The organism is Cytobacillus spartinae, assembly GCF_042865285.1.
Lineage (GTDB): Bacteria > Bacillota > Bacilli > Bacillales > Cytobacillaceae > Robertmurraya_A > Robertmurraya_A spartinae.
The window spans coordinates 840065-865438 of record NZ_JBIACK010000001.1; the positions used below are offsets into that span (position 1 = coordinate 840065).

Annotated in this window: 28 protein-coding genes; 8 read left to right on the forward strand and 20 right to left on the reverse strand. The window is 36.8% G+C overall.

Annotated elements, in window-relative coordinates; all coding sequences use genetic code 11:
- Positions 1–9 precede the first annotated feature (9 nt).
- The 5 genes from ACFYKX_RS04285 to ACFYKX_RS04305 all read right to left on the reverse strand — a co-directional run bounded on the left by ACFYKX_RS04285 (position 10) and on the right by ACFYKX_RS04305 (position 4852).
- Complete coding sequence (locus tag ACFYKX_RS04285; protein WP_389358370.1) at positions 10–1425, reverse strand: DUF3369 domain-containing protein; 1416 nt, start codon at positions 1423–1425, stop codon at positions 10–12.
- Positions 1416–1580, reverse strand: coding sequence for a hypothetical protein (locus ACFYKX_RS04290; protein WP_389358372.1), 165 nt, complete (start codon positions 1578–1580; stop codon positions 1416–1418). Before ACFYKX_RS04290 ends, ACFYKX_RS04285 begins: the two co-directional genes overlap by 10 nt.
- A gap of 195 nt (positions 1581–1775) precedes the next feature.
- Complete coding sequence (locus tag ACFYKX_RS04295) at positions 1776–3143, reverse strand: FAD-binding oxidoreductase (RefSeq protein ID WP_389358374.1); 1368 nt, start codon at positions 3141–3143, stop codon at positions 1776–1778.
- 120 nt (positions 3144–3263) lie between these two features.
- A complete protein-coding gene (locus tag ACFYKX_RS04300; RefSeq protein ID WP_389358376.1) occupies positions 3264–4196 on the reverse strand; it encodes a D-2-hydroxyacid dehydrogenase in 933 nt (310 codons plus the stop codon).
- 110 nt (positions 4197–4306) lie between these two features.
- A complete protein-coding gene (locus ACFYKX_RS04305) occupies positions 4307–4852 on the reverse strand; it encodes a GNAT family N-acetyltransferase (protein ID WP_389359043.1) in 546 nt (181 codons plus the stop codon).
- 267 nt (positions 4853–5119) lie between these two features.
- On the opposite strand from ACFYKX_RS04305, the gene ACFYKX_RS04310 reads away from it, so the two are divergent.
- The gene (locus ACFYKX_RS04310) at positions 5120–5950 is read left to right on the forward strand and encodes a DUF368 domain-containing protein (protein ID WP_389358378.1); all 831 of its coding nucleotides are present in this window, start codon (positions 5120–5122) and stop codon (positions 5948–5950) included.
- Positions 5951–6189: 239 nt separating this feature from the next.
- On the opposite strand, the gene ACFYKX_RS04315 is transcribed toward ACFYKX_RS04310, so the two are convergent.
- Positions 6190–6555 carry a hypothetical protein gene (locus ACFYKX_RS04315; RefSeq protein ID WP_389358380.1) on the reverse strand — a complete coding sequence of 122 codons (366 nt, stop codon included), beginning with the start codon at positions 6553–6555 and terminating at the stop codon, positions 6190–6192.
- Between the two features lie 169 nt (positions 6556–6724).
- Complete coding sequence (locus tag ACFYKX_RS04320) at positions 6725–6862, reverse strand: hypothetical protein (RefSeq protein ID WP_389358382.1); 138 nt, start codon at positions 6860–6862, stop codon at positions 6725–6727.
- A gap of 607 nt (positions 6863–7469) precedes the next feature.
- Here ACFYKX_RS04320 and ACFYKX_RS04325 point away from each other — a divergent pair.
- Together ACFYKX_RS04325 and ACFYKX_RS04330 are read left to right on the forward strand one after the other, a co-directional pair.
- Positions 7470–8912, forward strand: coding sequence for a glycoside hydrolase family 1 protein (locus tag ACFYKX_RS04325; protein WP_389358384.1), 1443 nt, complete (start codon positions 7470–7472; stop codon positions 8910–8912).
- 161 nt (positions 8913–9073) lie between these two features.
- On the forward strand, positions 9074–9601 hold the full coding sequence (locus tag ACFYKX_RS04330; protein ID WP_389358386.1) for a CBO0543 family protein: 528 nt from the start codon (positions 9074–9076) through the stop codon (positions 9599–9601).
- 108 nt (positions 9602–9709) lie between these two features.
- On the opposite strand, the gene yidA is transcribed toward ACFYKX_RS04330, so the two are convergent.
- From yidA to ACFYKX_RS04380, 10 genes are all read right to left on the reverse strand, one after another.
- A complete protein-coding gene (yidA, locus tag ACFYKX_RS04335) occupies positions 9710–10519 on the reverse strand; it encodes a sugar-phosphatase (protein WP_389358388.1) in 810 nt (269 codons plus the stop codon).
- 133 nt (positions 10520–10652) lie between these two features.
- A complete protein-coding gene (locus tag ACFYKX_RS04340) occupies positions 10653–11672 on the reverse strand; it encodes a DUF1646 family protein (RefSeq protein ID WP_389358390.1) in 1020 nt (339 codons plus the stop codon).
- A gap of 216 nt (positions 11673–11888) precedes the next feature.
- Positions 11889–12701, reverse strand: coding sequence for an energy-coupling factor ABC transporter ATP-binding protein (locus tag ACFYKX_RS04345; RefSeq protein ID WP_389358392.1), 813 nt, complete (start codon positions 12699–12701; stop codon positions 11889–11891).
- A complete protein-coding gene (locus ACFYKX_RS04350; RefSeq protein ID WP_389358394.1) occupies positions 12701–13564 on the reverse strand; it encodes an energy-coupling factor ABC transporter ATP-binding protein in 864 nt (287 codons plus the stop codon). Before ACFYKX_RS04350 ends, ACFYKX_RS04345 begins: the two co-directional genes overlap by 1 nt.
- Positions 13561–14310 (reverse strand): energy-coupling factor transporter transmembrane component T, encoded by a 750-nt coding sequence (locus ACFYKX_RS04355; protein ID WP_389358396.1) that lies wholly within the window; start codon positions 14308–14310, stop codon positions 13561–13563. The genes ACFYKX_RS04350 and ACFYKX_RS04355 overlap by 4 nt, the downstream gene beginning before the upstream one ends.
- Positions 14311–14319: 9 nt before the next feature.
- Positions 14320–14877: an ECF transporter S component gene (locus ACFYKX_RS04360; protein ID WP_389359045.1), complete on the reverse strand. Its 558-nt coding sequence runs from the start codon at positions 14875–14877 to the stop codon at positions 14320–14322.
- 34 nt (positions 14878–14911) lie between these two features.
- Positions 14912–15889 (reverse strand): nucleoside hydrolase, encoded by a 978-nt coding sequence (locus tag ACFYKX_RS04365; RefSeq protein ID WP_389358398.1) that lies wholly within the window; start codon positions 15887–15889, stop codon positions 14912–14914.
- Between the two features lie 4 nt (positions 15890–15893).
- Positions 15894–16856, reverse strand: a complete 963-nt coding sequence (locus ACFYKX_RS04370) for a nucleoside hydrolase (protein ID WP_389358400.1) — start codon at positions 16854–16856, stop codon at positions 15894–15896.
- Entirely contained in the window at positions 16853–17794 is a 942-nt protein-coding gene (gene rbsK / locus ACFYKX_RS04375; protein WP_389358402.1) for a ribokinase, read from the reverse strand. Before rbsK ends, ACFYKX_RS04370 begins: the two co-directional genes overlap by 4 nt.
- Positions 17795–17797: 3 nt before the next feature.
- Positions 17798–18796: a LacI family DNA-binding transcriptional regulator gene (locus tag ACFYKX_RS04380; RefSeq protein ID WP_389358404.1), complete on the reverse strand. Its 999-nt coding sequence runs from the start codon at positions 18794–18796 to the stop codon at positions 17798–17800.
- A gap of 373 nt (positions 18797–19169) precedes the next feature.
- On the opposite strand from ACFYKX_RS04380, the gene ACFYKX_RS04385 reads away from it, so the two are divergent.
- Positions 19170–19415 (forward strand): hypothetical protein, encoded by a 246-nt coding sequence (locus ACFYKX_RS04385; RefSeq protein WP_389358406.1) that lies wholly within the window; start codon positions 19170–19172, stop codon positions 19413–19415.
- Between the two features lie 75 nt (positions 19416–19490).
- On the opposite strand, the gene ACFYKX_RS04390 is transcribed toward ACFYKX_RS04385, so the two are convergent.
- Positions 19491–20033, reverse strand: a complete 543-nt coding sequence (locus ACFYKX_RS04390; protein WP_389358407.1) for a CueP family metal-binding protein — start codon at positions 20031–20033, stop codon at positions 19491–19493.
- Positions 20034–20170: 137 nt separating this feature from the next.
- Entirely contained in the window at positions 20171–20752 is a 582-nt protein-coding gene (locus tag ACFYKX_RS04395) for a hypothetical protein (protein ID WP_389358409.1), read from the reverse strand.
- A gap of 202 nt (positions 20753–20954) precedes the next feature.
- Between ACFYKX_RS04395 and ACFYKX_RS04400 the strand changes: the two genes are divergently transcribed.
- The 3 genes from ACFYKX_RS04400 to ACFYKX_RS04410 all read left to right on the forward strand — a co-directional run bounded on the left by ACFYKX_RS04400 (position 20955) and on the right by ACFYKX_RS04410 (position 24507).
- On the forward strand, positions 20955–21833 hold the full coding sequence (locus tag ACFYKX_RS04400; RefSeq protein WP_389358411.1) for an EamA family transporter: 879 nt from the start codon (positions 20955–20957) through the stop codon (positions 21831–21833).
- Between the two features lie 1425 nt (positions 21834–23258).
- Complete coding sequence (locus tag ACFYKX_RS04405; RefSeq protein ID WP_389358413.1) at positions 23259–23984, forward strand: HAD family hydrolase; 726 nt, start codon at positions 23259–23261, stop codon at positions 23982–23984.
- An 85-nt stretch (positions 23985–24069) separates the two neighbouring features.
- Positions 24070–24507, forward strand: coding sequence for a YndM family protein (locus ACFYKX_RS04410; protein WP_389358415.1), 438 nt, complete (start codon positions 24070–24072; stop codon positions 24505–24507).
- Positions 24508–24622: 115 nt separating this feature from the next.
- Here the strand turns inward: ACFYKX_RS04410 and ACFYKX_RS04415 are convergent, their stop codons facing one another.
- Positions 24623–24922 carry a hypothetical protein gene (locus ACFYKX_RS04415; protein WP_389358417.1) on the reverse strand — a complete coding sequence of 100 codons (300 nt, stop codon included), beginning with the start codon at positions 24920–24922 and terminating at the stop codon, positions 24623–24625.
- A 118-nt stretch (positions 24923–25040) separates the two neighbouring features.
- Between ACFYKX_RS04415 and ACFYKX_RS04420 the strand changes: the two genes are divergently transcribed.
- Positions 25041–25337, forward strand: coding sequence for a DUF4359 domain-containing protein (locus ACFYKX_RS04420; RefSeq protein WP_389358419.1), 297 nt, complete (start codon positions 25041–25043; stop codon positions 25335–25337).
- The last annotated feature ends 37 nt before the right edge of the window (positions 25338–25374 follow it).

Consider the following 25374-nt stretch of genomic DNA (forward strand, 5'->3'; position numbering starts at 1 on the left):
GGGTATTTTTTAAAAGACTTTCTCGTCTTGATAGGTTTCTTTAATGGCAATAAATTGATCAATATGTTTTAGAAACAGATCGACTAGGTGCGGATCAAAGTGCTCGCCTCTCTCTTCCTTAAAGAGTGTGAGGATTCGCTCCATCTCCCATGCTTTTTTATACACACGATCACTTCCGAGTGCATCAAACACATCAGCAATGGCGGTAATTCGGCCATAAATATGAATCTCCTCACCCTTTAGGCCATGAGGATAGCCAAGTCCGTTGTATTTCTCATGATGTTGAAGAGCAATAATCGCAGCCGTCTTCATAATCGATCGCTTTGAATGCTTTAGCATATCATAGCCAATTACGGCATGTGTTTTCATGACTTCATATTCTTCATATGTTAATTTCCCAGGTTTGTTTAAAAAATCATCGCTAATCGCAATTTTCCCCACATCATGCATCGGACTAGCTAAGCGGATCATCTCAGCCTCTTCCTCTGGTATTCCACTAATCATCGCTAGTAGTTTGGAATACTCCGCGACTCGCTTTACATGATAGCCGGTTTCTTTTGAGCGAGTTTCCGCAATTTCCCCTAACGTAAAAATCACTTCTCTTTGCGATAGTTCAACTTCCTTGTTTAAATATAAATTTTCAAAGGCAATTGAAACATTCGCACCATAGATCTCGATTAAATATCGATCCCATTCCGATAATTTGTTCTTCCCTTTAAAATAGATCACATACTCTGAACCAAACTGACTTTGGAAATAGATAAAAAAGGAATCATCCTCAAATAGGCTACTTTTCTCGTAAAAGGAAGTCCTGATTTTGTTCAAGATTTCTTCCGAAACAACATCCATTTTTTCATGATTAGCAAATTCGCCGATTCCTGCAAGAATTTGAATGGACTCATTTTCCTTTGTTAGAGCCAACCCATGACAGTGTAAGGCGTTTCCTTCCAAGCCTAGAATCGATGTGAGCTGAGTGAGAACGCCAGAAGCGAATTTCCTTAGTGATTGAATTTTAAGAATCGTAGAAGAGGCCACAATGATGTCCTCTAGACCCTTTTTACTATTTTCAATGATGCTCAAATCACGATACGAGCGAAGGGATGTGACTAGCGTGGTGAATAGCTTTTGAGAGGTAAGCTCCGTCTTTTCCTTATAATCGTTAATATCATAATCTACAATCACTTGTTTTTCTGGTGCTTGTCCAGGTTGACCTGTTCTTAGAATGATTCTCATAATCGGATTTTTCAAACTTTTTCGGATATACTCAACTACTTGGAGCCCCGCGTCATCCGTCTCCATGACCACATCTAACAATACGACTGCGATATCACCATGCTCGGTTAATAGCCGCTTAGCTTCCTTCGCTGAATATGCATGAACGAAACTGAGTCCCTTTCCATCAAACGTTACATCATTTAATACCATCTTTGTAACTTCATGGACCTCTTCCTCATCATAACAATGAGGATTTTCCACTTATCACTGGTTTGGTCTTCTATCTCGACATCATCATCTGCAAAATATATTTCATCCTCGTCTTCTAAAAAGACAAGCTCTTGATCATCACTGTGTTGCGACATTCTCTTTTCCTCCAAAACGATACTTCGAATTTACTATACATTATTTTGTCATAAATTGGTCACTTTTTTCGCTTTACATTCAGTATTTTTTTCTTTTTGCAAACACCTAAAAGAAAAGATTATCCAAACGGTAAATTGTTTGCGATAACCTTTTCGAATTGAGATTATTCATATAATCGTTTGGTAGATAATTACTTAATACCGATCCACAATCTTCCCAGGATTTAAAATACATTTAGGGTCAAGCGTCTGCTTCATTTTCACCATCAAATCATACGCCAAGCCAAATTCAAGTCTCTGATATTTCTTTTTCCCTATTCCTACCCCATGTTCTCCGGTACAGGTTCCTCCTCTAGCGAGAGCATATTTGACGAGCTTTTCATTATAAAGGTCAGCTTTTTCTACTTCTTCCTTATTTTCTTTATCAATCATCAAGATCGTATGAAAATTACCATCTCCAACATGGCCTAGAATTGCTCCAACCATATCCATGTCCTTCATTTCTTCTTGAGCATACAGAATCGCCCCTGTTAATTCCGAGATTGGTAGACTGACATCGGTTAAGATCATCTTTTTCCCTGGATAGCTGTGAATAAATGCGTATGCTAGATTGTGACGACTCTCCCACAATTGGTGGGCCGCTTTGGAGTCCGTTTCAAAAATAATCTCCTGACATCCTTGCTCCTTAACCAATTCTTTTGTAAATTCCACATCTTCTTGTAAGCCAGATTGATTGCCATGAAATTCAAGGAATAGAGTGGGTGCTTCCATGTAATTCGTATCACTATATTGGTTGACATGCTTGACTGAACTTTCGTCTACTAGTTCACATCGGGCAATCGGAATCCCGGCATGTAAGATGGATACAACTGCACTTACAGCCTGTTCGATGGATGGAAAAACAGCCCTAGCTGCTACTTTGTGTTCGGGAATGCCATGTACTTTTAGCGTTAGCTCTGTAAATAATCCAAGAGTGCCTTCAGAACCAACAAAGAATGAATTCAAATGGAACCCAGATGAAGATTTTTCTGCTAGATTACCAGTATGAATGATGGATCCATCCGCTAATACGACTTCCAAATCTCTTACTTGGTCACGCATAATTCCGTATTTAACAGATGTCGTTCCACTCGCATTCGTTGCTGCCATTCCACCTAAGGTTGCATCTGCGCCTGGATCTACAGTAAAGAATAACCCATATTTCTTTAACTCTTTATTTAACTGTAATCTCGTTACCCCTGGCTCTACTTTTACTAACAAATCTTGTTCGCGGACTTCGAGGATTTTATTCATCAGAGAAAAATCAACTGTGATGCCACCATCGCATGGGATGACTTGACCTTCTAAGCTTGATCCTGCCCCGTAGGGAATCACTGGTACTTCATATTGACTAGCAATCTGGACAATTTTACGAACTTCCTCGCTGTGTTCAGGGAACACCACAACGGTCGGTCGTGAGGGTGTATGGTGTGATTCATCAAAGCTATGCTCTTCAATAATGGTCTCGTTTGTTGTGACTCTGTCTTTTGACATGGCTTGCTCTAAATCTCTTATGTAGTCCATTCTGTATCCTCCATTATGGGTTTATGTCAACTTTACCTCAACGTTCAGTTTGTAGCCCCGATTTAAATCAATACTTTTGTAAAAATGACTATCCAAACTAGATGGATAGCCATGAACCATTTAATATCCCTTAGAAGTGTCCACCTTGTTCGAGAGTGGAGAGTTGTTTTCAATATTTTCCATCGTTTCTAGAAAACACGCTACTGCATCTTCTGGAGATGTAATCGCGGAGATATGAGGAGTGATTTTTATATCCTTCCTACACCAGAAAGCGTGGTCTTCGGGTAATGGTTCGACTGAAAATACGTCCAACACAGCTTGACGGACATGACCCTGATTAAGTGCTTCTATTAAAGCACCATCATCGACGGAACCTCCTCGCCCACAATTGATAAACGTAACTTGATTGAACCGTTGAAATAACGACTGGTTAAATAGATGATACGTTTGATCCGTTAGCGGTAAGGTATTGATGACATAGTTGGCGTCAAATGTAACCTGATGAATTTCCTCTGTCTTATATACCTGTTGGAACGGTTCTTTTTGTGTACCAGTCATGGATACCCCAAAGACCTGTATTCCTAATAGATTAAACTTTTTGGCGATTTCTAAGCCGATTTCGCCTGTACCAAATACTAAGACTTTTTGGTCTTTTAGAAGCTTTGGTGTTTTGGGAGCCCAAACTTTTTCTAATTGGTCTTTTTCAAACACATCATGTAGTTGAATATCTCGTAAGATGTAACTCAAGCAATATTCGCTTATTTTTTCTCCAAAGGAACAGACGGTTCTAGTGAGGAGAACACCCGCGTTCCATTCTCTATTTAATAAGAAGGAATCGACTCCCGCTCCTAGGGAATGAACCCACTTTATATTTCGATCGTCCAAGTCTTTTATAGGGGCGAAAGACACATAGGCGTCTGCCCAATCCAAATCCTCTTGCGTCACCCTCTCTTGAGCGATGAATTTGAAGGATTTGTTTAGTGTATTGGACTCCATCATTTTTTCAATTTCTTTAAAAATTCGACCGGTAACTAGTATATTTTGAATGTTCATAGAATCACTTCCTGTATGTATACTACCTACAATTATAATCCTTTTAGTTGATTTATCGTACAAAAAAAGCCAACGCTACATTTCTTAAGCGTTGACCTGATACTCACAAACTATTTACTATAAATCTCTTCCCACTCATCTCGTAAGATGCTCATCAAAATTACATCATATCTCTGACCATCGCGATAAACCATCGATCTTTTTTTACCTTCTAGCTGGAAACCGACATTTTCATATGCTTTAATTCCGCGCTTATTATAATCGATTACATCTAGGCCCACTCGGTCTAAATTTAATTCATGGAACGCATAACGAAGGATTAATTTCAATGCATCTGTCCCGTACCCTTTATTGCGATCTGAAGCTTCTCCGATCCCAATCGCAATATTGGCAGCACGGTTATTCCATTCAATCCCATGAATGGCAACAAAGCCAACTAAACGGTCGTCTTCTATCGTTCTTAACCGGAAATATACACTGCTGGAGCCAGATTTCCCCTCTTCAGCATACTCTTCCTTTGTCTTTGGATAAGCAAATTCTGTATCCACATTTCTTAGATACTCTGAATCTTCTCCCCACTTAACCATCACTTCAGCGTCTTCTTCCCGTACCACTGAAAGCTTTACTTTTTCACCGTGAAATAGATTATAACGAATTGTTGTCATGTTAATCTCCTTTTATCGTTGTTTTATACACCTCATTAAGTTCACTATTCACCGTACGCAATGGCTCATCCCCCTAGAAATAATTAGTTCAATCATAAACGTTTATAAAAGTTTCAACAATACATTTATTGGTATTTGATAGATTTTTTCCCATGTTCTATCCTTACGCCCCCTCCTTAGAGGAAGATTGTTGATGATTTTTGTAGCTTTTATGGTAATCTATAAAGGATTGAGTTTTGAACTGAAAGGATTGAGTTTGTGTTTGAGTGGAAGAATATTTTTAAAGGGATGATGATCGGTGCAAGTGATGTTGTCCCAGGTGTAAGTGGCGGTACAATTGCTTTACTAGTTGGGATTTACGAGAGGCTAATCGCTGCAATTAATGGTGTACTAACGAGGGAATGGAAAAAGCATGTGATTTTCTTGATTCCTGTCGGTATTGGTGTAGGAGTGTCCATCCTGACGTTGAGTCACCTTCTAAGCTGGTTACTCGAAGTTTATCCGCAGCCAACCTTTTTCTTTTTCCTAGGTCTAATCCTAGCGATTATTCCGATTTTACTGGTTGAAGCTGATTATAAAAAGACGTATAACGGTACGCATTATATACTCCTTGTCATCGCGGCTATCGCAGTTGCGTGTACAGGCCTCGTTGGAGATGACCAAGGAACGGTCATGACTGACTTAGCTATTGGCAACTATATTTTCTTATTTTTTGCAGGCTGGTTAGCAAGCTCCGCGATGATTCTGCCTGGAATTAGCGGCTCGATGATTCTGTTATTACTCGGAGTCTATGTAACGATTATTGATGCAATTAAGACCTTTAACATTCCCATTATTATCACGGTAGGAATGGGGATCGTCATTGGATTGCTGCTAACAAGCAAGTTGATTCGCTATCTATTTCTTCATTACCGGACGGCTACCTATGCCATTGTCACTGGATTTGTCGTAGGTTCGATATTTGTCATCTTCCCTGGTATTCCGAATAATGTGCCTTTAATGGTTGTAAGTATCGTTTGTATGATCTTAGGCTACTGGGTGGCTTACCGACTTGGAAAAATTGAGAGAAAAGAGAGTAGTGCTAGCTAACTTTCTTACATATTGTAAAATAGTCCCCTAATCGTAGATCGGGTAAGACCCCTTCCTACCTTTAGGGGATTTTTCATAAGAAATAAATAACCTACTCTTCGAATACGAGCATGGTTTAGGGCAAATCTAGGGGTATAAAGTTTAAGCACTGGATGTAAATATGTTTATACTGAAGAAAAAATGATGAAGTAAATTACTTGAGGTTATGAGGGAAGTATTAATCCGAAATGTTCGCTTCCCTACTTCTTACTAAGTCTTTCGATTTCCGTTTCGACGTTGAAAGTTCTTTTATTCAACACTTCCATTTTAAGATCAATATGTTCAATAATCTTTTCGGTATATGTTTCTATGCTTTTTATTAAATTATTTTCTAGCTTCGCTTGACCCAATTCTAGATTTTTTTGGCCAGTTTTTAACTCTATAATATCTTCTCCCATCGTCTTCTGACCAACTTTTAATGCAGTAATATCACTCTCCATCTTCTTTTGACCGTTCATTAAAATATCCTGGCCAATTTTTAATTCTTTAATATCAGACTCCATACCTTTCTGACCAGTTCTTAACTCTTGCAATTCACCAATAATTTGCTTTAGTAATACTTCCATTTTATTGTTCACCTCCTACCAATTATTTGAGATGTCTCTCAAACCTCATTATATAATAATGACTATTCAGTTGTCTCTTCATTCCAAAATTTGTTTTTTATCCCTTTTAATAGAAAAAGAGCGGGTTTGGACTTCTAAATTTCAGGTCCATATCCCCCTCTACACCTTTTCATTCATCCTTCTCATCATAGGCAATCAAGACGATGTTTTCGTTTGTTTCTCTTCGTAGTTCTTTTTCTAGTTGAGTAATTTTTGCCAGCTGACTTTCCTCTAAATTTGCAACAGGGAAATTCTCATACACACTCATTCTTTCTACCCCTTTCAAAGGTGATAGTAAGATTTTTTCCTTGTTCATTTGCAATTATGCAGGTAGGGCGATTAGCGATTAACCACTCTCTGAATGTGAATCGCTAAATATAGTTTTTCATTGAAATTGACGATAAATTTCTTATATTTATTTTGCAGAAGAGATTTTGGGGGTCGTGGTTTTTAGCTATATTTTCATGATCTATTTTTTAAATTCTGACTTTTTTATGTCATCTGCCCAAAACTTCTTGAATGGAATAAGATTTGATGATATAGTTATCGCAAATAAACAAACACCTTTTTAGGGTTGTTACTGGTTAAGCAGGCAAAACCTAAATCACGAGTACAAGGGGACCTCTCTGTCTTTCTTGCGTGGTTTAGGTTTTTTTGTTTATTTATGGCTGTTCTTCTTACTGATTGTTGCTATTCGTATATGGTTTTAAACATGAAATCTGTGCTGCTTCGTGGCATCTTTTCTTTTAAAATAAAGAAAGAAGCATCATCTGGTTATAAGCCGTTCAAAATACTTTAATAGCAGTAATTTTTACGAAAAGAGTCTTATAGTACAGTGAAAGCGTAGTCATAAAACAAATTGGGAGGAATTCTGTGTGACTAAATCTACTTATCAATTTCCTGAAGGATTTTTATGGGGCGGTGCAACTGCTGCCAACCAATTAGAAGGTGCTTATCTTGAGGGTGGCAAAGGCATGAACCTTGCTGATGTGATGCCTGGTGGAAAAATCCGTTTTAAATTAATCACGACTCCGGGCTTTAACTTTGAGATCGATAAAGAAAAATATACGTATCCAAACCATGACGGCATCGACTTTTATCACCGTTATGCTGAAGATATCGCTCTATTTGCCGAAATGGGCTTTAAGACATTCCGTTTATCTATTGCTTGGTCACGTATTTTCCCTAATGGGGACGAGCTTGAGCCAAACGAAGAAGGTCTTGCATTCTACGACCGCGTATTCGATGAGTGCTTAAAGCATGGAATTGAACCACTTGTCACAATTTCTCACTACGAAATGCCATTATATTTAATTAAAGAATATGGTGGTTGGAGAAACCGTGAAGTGATTGGGTTATTCGAGCGTTATGCAACAACTTTATTCAATCGCTATAAAAAGAAAGTAAAATACTGGTTAACATTCAATGAAATTAACGGAGCAACACATATGCCAATCTTTGGTCTTGGTTTCTCTCCAGCAACTGAAGAGGATCGCCTACAGGAAAGCTTCCAAGGCCTGCACCACCAATTTGTTGCTAGCAGCTTAGCTGTAAAGGCATGCCACGAGATCATTCCAGATGCTCAAATTGGCTGTATGTTAATTTACGCTCCGGTTTACGCATATGATTGTAATCCGGCAAATGTGTTACACGCGATGAAAGAAGAGCAAATTTTCAACTATATCTGTGGTGACGTACAAGTACGTGGGGAGTACCCTGCTTTCACAAAACGCTATTTTAAAGAAAACGGCATCAAGCTCGATATGCAGCAAGGCGATTTAGAAATCATTAAACAATATCCAGTAGATTTCATATCTTTCAGTTACTATATGTCTCGCACAGAAAAGAAAGAATTAACAGAAGAAGAGAAAGCAAATGGAAACATCTTCAATGGCGTGAAGAATCCATTCTTAAAAGCAAGTGACTGGGGCTGGGAAATTGACCCAACCGGACTACGAATTGCTTTAAATCAGTTATATGACCGTTACCGTGTACCTCTATTTATTGTTGAAAATGGACTAGGTGCTTACGATAAGGTTGAAGAAGATGGCAGCATCAATGATGATTACCGTATTAACTATCTACGTGATCACATTGAAGCAATGGGTGAAGCCATTGAAGATGGTGTCGACCTAATGGGTTACACGCCTTGGGGCTGTATCGACCTAGTAAGTGCATCAACAGGTGAAATGTCGAAGCGTTATGGCTTCATTTATGTAGACAAGCATGACGATGGAAGCGGTACGCTTGAGCGTAAAAAGAAGAAGTCGTTCTTCTGGTACAAAAACGTGATTGCGACGAATGGGAAGGAATTATAGGATTAACTTAAATAAAGGATAGATGGAACAGTACAAACTGCTTCGTCTATCCTTTTTTATTTTTCAGATATCTACCGAATAAACAGTTTCGATTTATATAATAGAGTTCCACACATATTATCTAGTTGAATTCGCAAAATACCTTTATGAGGTGAACATCAATGAGAAATCAATTAGAAAAAAATATAGAAATAGCTGCTTGGATTATAGCCAGTATTTTATTAGTTAAATTTATTCCTCGAAATAAGATTCGTGAAGCCCATGTTTCTTTTTTATTTAAGCAAGTTGTCACGTGGCTTTTTGGGTTAGTCGTTGTGGAAAAGAAACTTATTACGTATCCTTTCCGAACGTTCTTTAAAAGGTCCAATAAAGCAAGCTTCACCTTTGAGTATTTTGTTTACCCAGCACTATGCTCTTTATTTAATGTGCATTATCCGGAAAAAAGGAACAATATAATAAAAATCATGTATTACTTGTTCCACACTTCCGTCATTACTTTTTTTGAAATAATTGCTGTAAAATATACGAAACTGATCAAGTACAATAATTGGGCTTGGTATTGGAGCTTCATTACGATTTGGTCTACCTATTACTTATCACGTATATATTATCGATGGTTTTTTTTAGGTCAATCGAATAACAAAAAGGTCTTCTATAATTTATTTAAATCTAGTGATGGTAATGGATGATTTTATACTTTTTTATAATAAAAGGGTGCCTCGACTGCATGTACCCCGAAAGTTAAAGTAAAATCTAACTTTTGGGGTCACCACAGACGGTCACCCTTCTTTCATTTACTAGTTCAATATCAGGTTTTCAATGGCATAAGCTACTCCATGTTCATTATTAGAACGTGTATGAAAATCTGCTACATCTTTTACGCTTTGTTCTGCATTTCCCATCGCAACCCCACACCCAGCATACTCAATCATACTTAAGTCATTTTCACCGTCACCTATGCAGATTACCTCTTCCCTACTAATCGATAATACTTCCGCAAGTTGCTTGATCGCATTTCCTTTGCTAACACTTGGGTGCAGAATTTCTAAAAAGAAGGGTGCACTTTTAACCATAGCATAATCTTCTTTAAATGAAGCTGGTATAGCGGCTATGATTTCATTTAGACGTTCAGGTTCATCAGCAAACATCACTTTTGGGATGAGGATGTCTTTTGAGACCTCCTCAATGGTTCTATACTTAAGTGGAACCTGGTTTACAAAGGATTCATGAATCGTGTACCGATTTATGTCTTTGTTCGGTGTATAAATGGTCGTCGTGTCAAAAAAATGCATTGGCGAATTTATTTCTAAACTTAATTTATAGAGTACTTGTAAGTCTTTATACGCTAAGGATTGCTCCGCAACCGCTTGCTTCGTATATGTATTTTGAACGAGCGCACCATTATAGGTAACGACATATTGATCTTCACCTTTTAAGTTTAATTCTTCAAGTATAGATTGGACTCCACCGATTGGCCGTCCCGTACAAATTACTACTTTTACGCCTTTCGCTTTAGCTGCTTGAATCGCTTCGTTAACTTCCTTCGTGATCTGCTTTTGATCATTGAACAGCGTACCATCTATATCAATTGCCATTAACCTGTACAAATCGTTCACCTCAAATTATGTTTTTGTAAGAGCCTAGAAGTAATAACATAACTATAACATAGGGTGTCCAAATTGTAAGGGACAGTCCCCCACCACGGTAAAATTTTAACGTGTTGAGGAACTGTCCCCCTTCTTATCTAAATAAAGCAACCCCAAAGTAGATGATAGTCATAGCAGCCAATCCCATTGGAACACCGACCTTTGCCCATTCTTTGCTCGTGATTTGTAGTTTCCCTGCTGCAATAATATTCGGGATATTCCCTGGAATGAGCATTCCTCCACTAATAAGCAAGCCTAGTAAAATGGCACGAATGGTGTCGTGGCTCATATTCGGGCTTACTTCTGCGGCTGTTAACGTCGCATTATCCAGGATAGCTGAGATCATGTTGATCCAATAAAGTACGGACGGATTCAGTTCTAAGAAATACTGTTTGATAAGGGGTTCAAAACCTGACCCTAAAAACGTAAGCCCCATGACAAAGAAGTAAATTTTTAACGCACGAACGAAAATCTCTTCGTAACTTTCACTATCTGTCGATTTCTTAAAGGATCCATAATTTTTTATCGGTGGATTTACAAGAATGGCGGATAGCAATCCTAATACAATTAGAGCAATAAAGACTTCAGCACCAATCAAACGGATTAAAAAGAAGAAATCCTCGCTTAATTTACTGATGGCAATGGTGGATAGTGGTTCACCAATTGGTGTCAGAGACGCCCCTAAACCGATTGAAAAACAGGCTAATACGACAAATCGAACCATTTCTTTTCGCTCTAATCGAAGCGCCGATACGACCACCACTAATACAAGTGCCGCGATAATCGCTGTGATTAAACTGGAAATAGCCCCTAGCAGAATCACACATACACCGATAAATACTCGGAAAGGAATCAGCCTCATAATGCGCTTGATCGTTTTTTCTATCGGGGTATGTAGCCACCTAAATAACAATCCTGCAACCAAAACCGCTACGGTAATCTTAATAGGATCAATGGCCCCTTTTAAAAACAATGACTGACTAAGTACGCCACTTATCGTAGCCGCCAAAACGCCCATAGCAAACAAAAAGATTTCTAGATTCTCTTCTATCCTTCTGACCATTAACGGCAACGCCAACACTAAAACAAAAATAACGAGCAATCCTACAAGCATCTCAATCTACTCCAATTCTTTTCTTCCATATCGATGATAAAAATATGGAGTAGTATATGTGTATGCTGAGGTTGGGACAAACTTAACATGTTTAAACTTGTTTTTTAGTAGTAATTAATAAATAGTAATGAAGAAGAGAAAGAGACATTTAGATACATATTCTAAATGCCTTCTTTCCCTATGATTAGTATGTCATTTAAGATGTAAATCATAATGCTATTTAATTTTTTCACAAAAGTAATCAATAATCTCTTCAAATCTCAATAAATTCTTATTATGAATTCCACATTCTTTTACCAACTTCAATACATGTGGTGGCTTAAGCATAGCTTCTGCTAAAACTCCTTCATTCCAAAATATTTCATTGGTTTTATTGTCAGCAACAATTTTTTTATTTGCCATTACAATGGTTCTTTTAAAATTCTCAGCCACAAATTCCATATCGTGAGAGATGGTGATAATAGTATGACCTTTGTCAGAAAGAATTTTGATAATTTTCGAGAGAGTTTCTATGCCAATTTTATCTTGACCAGCTGTTGGTTCATCTAATATTATAATTTTTGGTCTCATAGATATAACTGATGCTATAGTAACAAATTTCCTTATTGATAATGGTAAGTCAAATGGATTTTCTTTAAGGTAATTTTCAAGATTACAAAGCTCCGCAGCCCACTTTACATTTTCACTAATATCCTTTTCTTTCATTTTTATTTTCCTTGGGCCAAAAGTAATCTCACTATAGACGTCATTATGAAATATTTGGTCATCAGGGTTTTGAAAAACGTACCCTACAAATTTAGCCATCTGTGCAGTAGTGTAGTTTTTAGTGTTAAATAGATCTACTATTACATCTCCATTCAAAGGTTTCATTAATCCCTTTATTAGCTTAACCAAAGTCGTCTTTCCCGCTCCATTTTGTCCAATTATGGCTACAGACTCCGAATTGGATATTTGAAGTGTTATATTATCAAGTGCTTTGGTTCCATTACTGTATGCATAGCTAAGATTTCTTATATCAATTATAGACACTACAAACCCTCCTCAGATTTTAATAACAAACTTGTTAATAGCCTTGTTGAATCTTCTTCGTTTACTGGTATATAAGGAATATTTTTTCCTCTTTCCTTTAAAGCTTGGAAAAAGTATGCATATTGAGATGTACTTACATTATAATTACCTAAGGAAGGATTACTGAATATTTGGTCAATGGATCCAGTAAGAACTATTCTTCCTTCATTTAGTAGGAATACACGATCTGCGTACTCTGCAATATGTTCCATTTTATGTTCTACTAAAATTATTGTTTTGCCTTGCTGTTTTAGTTCATATATTATTTTAAAAATTTCCTCGCTACTCTGAGGGTCTAGTTGTGAAGTGGGCTCGTCGATTATTAATATATCTGGATTCATGACTAAGATTGAAGCTAGGGCCACCCTTTGTTGTTGTCCTCCAGATAATTCAAAAGGATTTTTATTAATAAGTTTATTTATCTTTGTAAGTTCTACAATCTCCTCTATTCTTGAGTGAATTTTATTTTTGGATAATCCTATGTTTTCGAGTCCGAAACATAATTCCTGATAAACTGTTTCACCAACCCCACTCATTTGGGTAAATGGATTTTGAAATACGTATCCTACATCCAGTGCAAGTTTTCCTAAACTATTATTGAGTATATTTTCACCATTAATATAAACGTCACCACTATAAACACCTTTATAGAAGTGGGGGATAAAACCTCTTATTGCATTACAAAGGCTAGTCTTTCCTGAACCATTAGCCCCAATAATAGCAATTAATTCCCCTTTATCAATTTCAAATGACAAGGTATCCAGTGCCCATTTTTTAGATGAAAGATATTTAAATGATAGGTTTTCTACTCTAATCTTACTCATAGAAAAATCCTCCATATAAAAACCGATATCAAGAAAATAAAGGCAAGTACTCTAGTGAGTTTATCTATGCTAGTTTTTTTAACTTCTATTAATCTTGTTTTCTTTACTGGTGAAGAGAATGCTCTAGCTTCTAAAGTCAGTGCCCGTTCCTCGATGGAAATTATGGAGCCAAGAATCAAAGGTGCGATTGTGGGTATAAAAGCTTTTGAGCGAATAAAGATTCCGCCTTCGGTTTCAACACCTCTAGCCCTTTGGGTGTCTAGTATGATATTTGCTTTTTTTTGCATTTGGGGAATAATTTGTAGGGTTGATAGGATTACATACGATAACTTTGGGCTTAAACCAACCGACTCAAGTGATGCAAGTAACTCTCGTACTTCAATTAGTTTGAAAAATAGCAATATAGCTCCGCCAATTACCAAGAGTTTAGAAGAAAGATTTAGGGCATGTATAATCCCTTCTTGTTTAATTGAGAATATCCATAGTTTCATTAAGATTATTTCTCCTGGGTAAAACAATGCTTGCATAACAAACATCATAGAGATTAAGATTAATAGAGTTTTAGAAATAGTTGAAATAAATGACTTAAAAACTTTGAAAAGAAGTGATAGAAAGAGTAGAACAATAAAAATACTAAGGGAGAAAATGTAACTGGGAATAATAAATATAGATACAATTAAGACCAGTACAATAAATAGTTTAGAAATTGGATTAATATCATTTTGAAGTATTAGATGATTACCCATAATTCCTCCCTATTCTTTTGAGTATATTGGTCCTAATTTAAACTTAGTTAAATAACGAGTAGACATACTTTTTATAATAAAATAACACATAACAACTGAAATTAGTTTATCTAATGTATCAGTAATTAGTTGTGTTGTTACAACGGCTCTAAGCAAGTCTTGACCTGCCGCAAGGAAAACACCTGTAATTAATGTACTTCCAGATCCGGTAACCCCACCAAACATGTATGCTGTAATTGGTGCAGCTACGATTGTTGCAGCAATAGCAATAATTACACTAGAGACTATTACTTTAAATACACCTTTTATCATTCTCTTCTTAGATAATACACCAGTTACAAAACCAATAACAATTGATACAAGGGCATATGGTAAGAACACTGGATCAAATATTGCATTTATAGAGTTACTAAGTAACCCAGTTAGAGCGCCGACCCAAGGACCTGCTAACATAGCAATAAGAATCGTACCTATCGCATCTAAATATACAGGTAACTTTAACACGGCAGCTAACTGGCCTCCAACTGTATTTATTGCGATTGCGACAGGCATAAGTAATAAGGACATCAAGGTAAAATCTTCTTTAATTTTATTCATGATTCTATCCCCTTTTATTAATTTTTTGTTGAAACTCCTTATACTCAAGATACTGATTCACATTATTTCTAAAAAGAGATCTAAAAAAGTAATCAAAAAACTCTTCTGGGAATACATCCACTGCAACGTCCGCATTTTTTTGGTTACACCAAGCATCAACAAGATCTACAACACATTCTCCCCTTGTTATTCCATTAAGGGAAATATCTACATGGCTATGAACATACTTAGCTAAACTTTGATTCGCTGCAATAGCAACAGCAAGTGGATCATGCATTACACAACCCAAAATTCTTTCGTGATTCCAATAATAACTTGTATAGTAATCAAGTATTTTGCCAAGAAATTCTCCTTTTTCACCTCCTATCAATTTTACAAATTCGATATGATTTGGTGTTAAAATTACTCTATGTGTAACATCTAATCCCACCATTTTAATAGGGATTTCAGCATCATACACGATTTTAGCTGCTTCAGGATCACACCATATATTGAACTCTGCCACTGGACTCATGTTTCCTTTAAGGATTCCGCCACCCATAGAAACAATTTCTCTAACCTTTATCATAGCGGTTGGATTTTTTAAGATAGCGCTAGCTATATTAGTTAATGGCCCCAATGTGATGACCGTAATTTCCTCAGGATACCTTTCAACCATTTCTATAATAAACTCCCAAGCATCTTTTTGGTCTGCAGGCTCATAATCTTTATTTACAATAATATTTCCTAAACCATTTTTACCATGGGTTTCTGTAGAGATGTAAAGGTCCTTTTCAAGAGGCATTTCTTCACCCCTAAAAATGGGGATGTTATAATTCCATTGCTCTAAAAGAAAATATGCATTATTAGTTGCTTGTTTAATGTCTACATTTCCATAAACTGTAGTGATACCCAGTACTTCAAAGTCTTTACTTTCTAGCGCCAAAAGTACAGCTACAGCATCATCAATGCCGAAATCTGAATCTATAATGACTTTTTTCAAGGTTTCACCCCCTCTTAAACTCTTTTTCTAATAATATACTTATCTCTTCCAAGTTATTTGGAAAAAGTCTCTTAAGAAAGATATTAAAGAACTCTTTAACATCTACATCCATAACTATCTTTGTGTTTGTTTCTTTCTTACTAAAGTCCACAACTGATTGCCCCACAGCAATTCCTTCCGTTTCAATTAATACTTTTCCGTAATTAAAGCTGATTATATCTGGTCTAATTAGATAGGCGATTACAAGTGGATCGTTGATTACACAACCAATTGTACGTTCTTGTTTCCAATGAAAATCAACATAGAATTGAGTAATATCATATATAAACTGAGACAAAGGAGTTTTAAATTGTTTTATAATTTCTCTAATGTTAGGTGATAACACTATCTTATGAGTTACATCAAGGCCAACCATCGTTATATCTAGTCCAGACTTAAAAACAATTTCAGCAGCATGTGGGTCAACCCAGAAATTATACTCTGCTACCGGAGAACAATTTCCATGGTATCTTGCAGCGCCACCCATTAGTATTATTTGCTTAACTAAACTAAGAGTTTTAATATCTTTTTGAATAGCCATGGCAATATTCGTTAAAGGACCAAGAGCAATTAAAGTAATTTCATCGGGGTTTTCCTTAATTGTTTGAAGAATAAAATCCACCGCATATTGTTCTTCGGGTTCATATTTTAGAAGTTCGTAAAATGTCTCACCAAGTCCATCGGCACCGTGAGTATCTGTTGCGTCAATATAAGACTTAACTAGAGGAAGGTTGCAACCTTTATAGACAGGTACAGATTTCCCAGTCATCTGAACTGTTTTTAATGTATTTCTAGTAGCTTGGTTTACTTCAACATTCCCGCTAACTGTTGTAAATCCTACTATATCAATTTCTGGCGACTCTAAAGCTAGCAATATCGCCAGGGAATCATCAATACCAGTATCAACATCTATTATTACTTTTCTCATAAATTCCCCCTATTAATAGTCTTATGTTTATTTAAAAACTCCTCAACTTCTTTTAAATCTGGAATAGACTGTTGAGCACCTTTTCTACTCACACATAGTGCAGAAGCAGCAGTTGCAAATTCCAGACACTCATGAATATTTAAACCTTTTAGGCGTGCTGAAGTAAAAGAGCCAATAAAAGTATCTCCCGCAGCTGTTGTATCTACTACATCAACCCTAAAAGCCGGGGTAATAATAAATTTCCCTTCCTTATTTAAGTATGCAGATCCCTTTTCCCCAAGAGTAATAATAACTTCTGAAAGTCCAATTCTAATTAGTTCCTTTAGTGCTTCTTCACACTCAGTAATTGTCTTAATCTCAATACCAGTTAATATCTCAGTTTCTGTCTCATTTAGATTTAGTAATGAAATATTCTTTAAATCCTCTGTTTTTACTTTCATTCCTGGTGCAAGATTTAGGAAGACTTTCTTATTTAACTTTAGTGCTAGTTTTAAAACGTGTTGATTCGTTTCCCAAGGAATTTCGTTTTGGAGAAGTACAACTTCATAGTTATCTAGTATACTTTCAACAAAGTGTACTTCCGATGGGATTAGGTTTAAATTCACACCTGGATCAAGCACAATGGTGTTGTTCCCATTTCTATTGACCAATATCGTTGCCATTCCAGTTTGACCTTCATGTTCAATTAAGTAATCTGTATTTACTTTTGCTTTTAATAAGTTTTCTTTAATACGATGACCAAAAGAATCTCTCCCAATAACTCCTATCATTAACACGTTTGAACCCGTCTTTGCCGTAGCAATCGCTTGATTGGCACCTTTTCCACCTGGAATAAATTGTGTACTCTGACTTCTTACGGTTTCACCAATCTTCGGGTGCCTTGTAACCTCTTGTACAATATCCATATTGAGGCTTCCAATCACAAGTACTTTTCCCATACATTAATGTCCCTCAATTCTTGTTGAATTTCTTATAATTAGTTCCATTGGTAAATCCTCTTGTATGATAGGTATTTCTACACCTCTTTCAATAAAATCAACTAGCCTCTTAATAGCGAGATACCCTATCCTGTCTATTGGTTGAGCTATTGTAGTTAGTTCAGGTTCAGTTATTCTTGATAGACTAATACCATCAAAGCCCACAACAGCTATTTCTTCTGGAATTTTTATTTTTTGTTTTATTAAAGCTTTTATTGCCCCAATAGCCATTAAATCATTAGCTGCAAATATTGCATCAATATTGTAGTTATTTTTTGTCAGTTCATATATTGCTTCCATACCACCGTTAACAGAAAGGTCACCGTATACTACATTTACCTCCATATTAAGCTTTCCCATTACATCTTTATAAGCTCTATATCTTCCATTAGTGGTACTCCATTGTCTAGGTCCAGAAATAAATCCTATACTTTTTCTTCCCATATTGATAAGGTGATCTAAAGCAAGTTTTGCTCCATTATAATTTTGTACACCAATTGTGGGAATGTTCTTCGCTGTTACTGCTCTGTCGATTGCAATAACCGGTAATTTTTTTCGTATAATTAACTTTTCACTTTCTTTATCCAAATTTGAAGCAATAATTATTCCATCAATATAACTACTGTACAAAGTCTTAAGAAATTGTTTTATGGAGTCCTTCTTTTTTCCATGAGTGTGATACAAGAGTACGCTGTAACCTTTTTCATACGCACTTTGTTCAATATAGCTCGATAGTTCATAAAAAAAAGGATTATTTATATCGGGGATAAGTAGAGCAATAGTATTCGACTTTTGATTAGATAAAGTCCTAGCAATTGAGTTTGGTGTATAATTTAGTTCACGCATTACCTCCAAAATTTTAATTCGTGTTTCTTCTCTTACATGAGGATTGTTATTTAATACCCTTGAAATGGTTGCTACGGAAACTCCTGCTTTTTGTGCTACATCTTTTATAGTCGGCATAAACCCTCCCCTTTTTTTCGTAATTACCATTTAGTTGTAAGCGGTTACAAAAATATAAACAATTGGTTTTGGAGTGATTTAACTCCTAGGTTATTGTAATCGGTTACATGTATTGGTGTGGTATTATTGTGAAGAGAAAACCTTTACTACGGATATTGTTTGAATAGTCTGAATCTTAATCATAATTTATGCAATGATGTTCTTTTTATATTCCATATTTATTTATTTTTAAAATTCATATGGAATAAATGACAATGTGGTACAGTTCATTACAAGATTATAATGTAACTAAGTTTGGGTGGATTAATTTTTAAAATTGCACTCTAATATGAAATTTACTTCAAGTGGAATACTTAATTAGGAGGGATTGAACATGTTTATTATCATCCCATTTATGGTTATGTGCTTATTAGAATTTGTAGTGGAACCCCTATTCAAAGTTCGAAAACGTCTCATTCGACGATTTGGTAGCTTACCTACTGGCTTAACCGTCATTGTTTTAACCTTCGTTATTTGGTATGTATTAATCTCTCAATTCCCGGCAATCGATGACCGCATCTTTACCTTTACATGTGTAGGGATTATGGTTTATTTTATGCCGAAAAAGTATGACGTTTAAATGATCATTAGTTGATGAAAATAAAAAAGTAGTGCAAACCTAGTTTCCTAGTTCCACACTACTCCTATTTGTTTGCTACATTAACTGCATTGTTGTAATGCACGTAGGATCGTTTTTAAAAGTTGAGATTTCTGACTCTACTACTTTTCCGTCATACTCAATTTTGGTTTTATATGTTTTATCACGTGGTAACCAAAAATCCATAAATCCGTTTTGAAGGGATTTAACGGTCTCATCAACGACGACATTGCCATCTTGATCTTCCATATACACATGAAACTCTTTTTCCACTAGTTCACCTTGACAACCTGTCAAGCTATGATTCGTTCAGGGATGGGTTTCATTTACATATGGTGCAATGGAAACAAAGAAATCCTCATTTGATAGATCGTGAACGGTCTTTTTCCCATCGCTGTCAGCCAAAATTAGTTCATGAGATGTAATGGATGCAGAACCTTCATCTAAGTTCCCCACACTATATTCATGCACCAATTCTTTAAGATTTACTGATGCTGTTTCTGTTTCTTTTGGAGAGTTTGCTTCATTCGTACTATCACTGCTACAAGCTCCTAACACAACAGTAGCTAGTAAAGTAACGGCTAATGTCTTAAGCTTCATCTAGTCTTCACTCCTTGCCTCTACTCTTCCTAATTACTTTTTCATTATACCATTGTCTTTTCCGTTTCGGTTATATTGCCTTACAGTTGACACAGAATCTACATCATTTTTTTAGCTGAAAAGTTGAGCCAAAATGATTAATCGGTATCCGGAATAATAAAATAATTACTGCTAGCGCGAGGAAAATGAGAATATAAATGACTAAATATGGAAAACCACAACCACTTATGTTCTTCGTAAAATGTTTCTACTTCATAAGTGAATTGTGTTTTCTTTGTTTGTTCCCACTTTCCAACAAAGTCCTTGTTTTTAAACAACTCTAGATTAAAATAGCGGTTGTCGAAAAAAACATAGTATGTATCAGAATTAAATTCAAAGCTATAATAATACCGTGCCAGATCAGCCTGGTTATGATAGATCATTTCAAATTCATGTTTTTTTCCGTCTTTTGTATAGGTAAATGTTCTCTTAAAAACATCGTACATTAAGGTAGATTGATTGAGGTGACAAGAAGATTTCACTTCAACCGTGTGATCAACATCTCTAAAAATAGTATCTACTTGTTTGATGTACAGTTTTTTCCTTTTATTAAAAAGACCTTTCTTATTTTCATCCGTATGATAGTACCTGATGCCTAATTCTACGGTACCAACTAACTTTTGATGATCATAAACGTCGCTATGATGTTCTGATATTTTATCAAACACCCAATTACCCATTGTATTCTCCCCCTCACCTCTCTATTTTAACCCATAAATACCCAAATCTCTTTTTTCAATTCATGAACAATTGGTGAATGTAAAAAAGAATTTGATTAACTTATGAATCACAAATAGTTCATATTCAGCAACCTTTTTGTGTAAAGTAATGGTAGAATAGCGATTTTATAGTAAAACTTTTTCCAAAATGGAGTTTATCACAATGACAATGAGTATCCTATTAGCACTACTTGCTGCGTTTTTTGCATCTATAACGGCAATCCTCGCAAAAATCGGGATAGAACAAGTTGATTCTAACCTAGCCACTGCAGTACGAACAGTGGTCGTTTTAATAATGGCATTCTTGATGGTCGTCATAACTGGACAAACAGATAGCATTATGACGGTGTCCACCCATGCGCTAATTTTTTTGGTTCTCTCTGGGATAACAACTGGTTTATCATGGCTATTCTTCTTTAGAGCGTTGCAAATTGGGGATGTTTCAAAAGTCGTTCCCATCGACAAATCAAGTGTGGTGCTTACCATCCTGTTATCTTTTATCGTTCTTAAAGAACCTGCGACCGCATTCGTCGTAACCGGTGGAATCATCATTTCCATTGGAACGTTTGTACTAATCGGAAAAAGAGATAAAAACAAAGCGAAAAGAAAGAGAATCAAAACCACCAAATCCTATATTTTTCTCGCAATCCTATCAGCCATTTTTGCCGCTCTTACTAACATACTAGCTAAGATTGGGATTGAGGATGTAGATTCTAACGTTGCCACCTTTATCCGGACCGTAGTCATCATTTTATTTGCCTGGGGGATTGTGTTATTCCAAGGAACGTTTAAACAGCTAGGAGCAATCTCGAAAAAATCCTTCACCTTTTTGATACTGTCAGGAGCCGCAACCGGCCTATCGTGGTTATGTTACTTTGGAGCACTTGCACTTGGCAAGGTGAGTGTAGTCAATCCAATTGACAAATTCAGTGTAGTCCTTACGATGATCCTAAGTTTCATCATTTTAAAAGAAAAACCAACCAAGTCAACCATTATGGGTGCCGCGCTAATTACGGTTGGGACTGCCCTGCTGATTTTTTAGGTTAGGAAGTTTACCGATAATCAAAAATTCGCTTGGTCTAATATCCAAGCGTTTCTCTATTAATCAGACTTCGCTTTGTCTTTTGTTTGAAGTTTTTGTTCCTTTTGACAGTACTGCTGTTATTTGAGGCTCTCCTGTCAGAACTTGGCTCCACTTCTGACTCTACTGAACTTTTTTTTGCCTTTCCTGTCAGAACTGGGCTTGCCTTCTGACTCTATTACTCCTTTGTACGGCTCTCCTGTCAGAACTTGGCTCGTCTTCTGACTCTACTGCTCTTTCTCACCCTTCTCCTGTCAGAACTTCACTCGTCTTCTGACTCTACTGCTCCTTTTTACTCCTCTCCTGTCAGAACTTCACTCGTCTTCTGACTCTACTACGCCTTTTTACGCTCCTCCTGTCAGAGCTTCACTCGTCTTCTGACTCTAGTGAACCTTTTCAAGCTTCTCCTGTCAGAACTTCACTCGTCTTCTGACTCTACTACGCCTTTTTACGCTCCTCCTGTCAGAACTTCACTCGGCTTCTGACTCTAGTGAACCTTTTCAAGCTTCTCCTGTCAGAACTTCACTCGGCTTCTGACTCTAGTGAACCTTTTCAAGCTTCTCCTGTCAGAACTTGGCTCCACTTCTGACTCTACTGCTCTTTCTCACTCTTCTCCTGTCAGAACTTGGCTCCACTTCTGACTCTACTACGCCTTTTTACGCTCCTCCTGTCAGAACTTCACTCGGCTTCTGACTCTACTACGCCTTTTTACGCTCCTCCTGTCAGAACTTCACTCGGCTTCTGACTCTAGTGAACCTTTTCAAGCTTCTCCTGTCAGAACTTGACTCACCTTCTGACTCTGCTGCTCTTTTTTATGCTCCTCCTGTCAGAACCCAGACCATCTTCTGACCCTACTCCCCCTTTCTACTCCTCTCCTGTCAGAACTTCACTCCACTTCTGACTCTACTACTCCTTTTTACTCCTCTCCTGTCAGAACTTCACTCCACTTCTGACTCTACTACTCCTTTTTACTCCTCTCCTGTCAGAACCCAGACCATCTTCTGACTCTACTACTCCTTTCTACTCCTCTCCTGTCAGAACTTCACTCGTCTTCTGACTCTACTGCTCTTTCTTACTCCTCTCCTGTCAGAACCCAGACCATCTTTTGACTTTACTAACTCCTTTTTACTCCTCTCCTGTCAGAACTTCACTCCACTTCTGACTCTACTACTCCTTTTTACTCCTCTTCGGTCAGAACCCAGACCATTTTTTTGACTCTACTAACTCCTTTGTAAGCCTCCCCTGTCACAACTTCGCTCAACATCAGTCAAACCATGTATTTGTAAAAAACTCTATACAATGTTTTCACGACCTCCCCTCCGTAATAATAAATTCTCCAAAGTGGGATAATAGGCAACAGATAGCACTTCGAAGGGAGCTCACGATATGCAAAAACAAAACGTCCTGTTTAATCTTGATGACACATTATCCTATTGCAATCGGTATTTTAACGAAGTCATTGATGAGTTTGCTAACACGATGACGAGTTGGTTTGACACTTTTACGAAAGAAGAAATTAAAGAGAAGCAGTTACAAATTGATATAAAAGCCATCGAAAAGCATGGGTTAAAGTCAGAGCGGTTTCCGGAGTCTTTTGTAGGAGCATATCAATATTTTTGTGATGTTACAGGGAGAGAAAAGAAAGAGGACAAGATTAAATACTTAAGGAATTTAGGATTTAAAGTGTTCGAGATTCCGGTCGAGCCCATTCCTAAAATGTATGAAACACTTGAAAGACTAAAAAATGATGGACATGAGTTATATTTGCATACAGGTGGGGATGAGGCCAATCAGCACAGAAAAATTGCTCAGTTAGAAATCGCAACGTACTTTGAGCATCGTATTTTTATCTCTGAACACAAAGATACAACAGCTCTATCGGACATTCTAAAAACGATTGATGCTGATCCAAATGTTACGTGGATGGTTGGAAATTCGTTAAGAACCGATATTGTTCCTGCCCTAGAAAAGAATATCCACGCGATCTATATTCCTGCGGAGACAGAATGGAAGTACAACATGGTTGATGTTGACGTCGAAGATCATCATGAATTCTTTACCGTTCAATCACTTGAGGAAGTACCCGATGTCATTTACAATCACATCCAGTAGAAATGAATTTGATTTCCCACAGCTCACTGCATTGTATGGTTTCCTATAAAATTGTACACCATGTATGATGATAGGAGAGTTTTTTATGATGAAGCATTTAAATGTGTTATTAATAAAATTGATTTCCAGTATTCTTGTATTCTGGATTGCCTTTGACTTATTTTTCGATGCAACTTTTTCTCAAATCTTGTCCTTTGCTTTACTCGTCACAATTGTTTCCTATTTTATTGGAGATCGAATTCTTCTCCCTCGATTAGGCAATGCCCAGTCTGTTGCAATCGATTTTTTTCTAACCTATAGCATCGTTTGGGTTTTCGGAAGTGTCCTCTTTGAAAGCTATCTGATCGTGGCTTGGGGCAGCATCATCTCAGCGGCACTGTTTGCTGTATCAGAATTAATTGTTCATGCGTACATCGCAAGAAATGTGAGACTGCCAGTTCCTGAAAGAAATACTAGCTTTAACCAAAGACTTGCCTATGAATTCGCAGAAGAGCAAGATCCGGATCCTAGAAAAGAAAAATAACCATACAAAAGCACCTAGTACAGGCTAGGTGTCTTTGTTTATTTAGATTAAACCTATAGAAATTAAAAAAGACCAAATCAACCCTCGATTTGATCTCCCCATATTTCAAACTGTATCAGTTCTTCTTCTTATTTCCAAAGACTTTATTTCCAGCACCTTTGATCACTTTGGATGATGTATCGACCGTTTTCCCCACGATTTCGTTTCCAAAGCTCGACGTGTTCTTTAATACATTCGATGAGGCGTCTGCTGCTTTTCCGACTAATCCACCTTCACCTGATACCGTTTTTACAATCTTATTCGCACTGTCTACAGTCTTATGCACGAGTTCATTCGCTTGGTTAGAGGTATTCTTAAAGATGTTCTCACTCTTCCTGTTGTTTTGATCTGAAATAACAATCTCCTCCTTCAGCATATTCTTTATTATTTATGTGATAAAACTACTTAACATTCGCATTTTGGGTCGATTTTATGCAAATTTACTTATAAATCTTATAAAACGTGGTAATAATGCAGCAGAAGGAGTGATTGATATGAAAAAAAGATATATGTTGATGATTGCACTAATTGCTTTTGTACTTATAATGGTTGTCACAAACCCAAAACAAGAGGATTATGTTAATTGGGCCACAAACGAGCTTACCGCTGATAAAGGAATCCTTCTATCATTGGGGGCTAATCAACTTGCTAAGCCTGTCATCGATTCAGCGACGGAAACAACCAATTTCATGCTGTTTTCCGTTTACAAAACGGCTGTTCCACACAATGATTCCATCGTCACAACGGTTGGATTACTCAACCAGTTTATTCAAACTGAAGCTGCTGAATAGCGCATAAAGAAATCACCTATCGTCATTGATAGGTGAT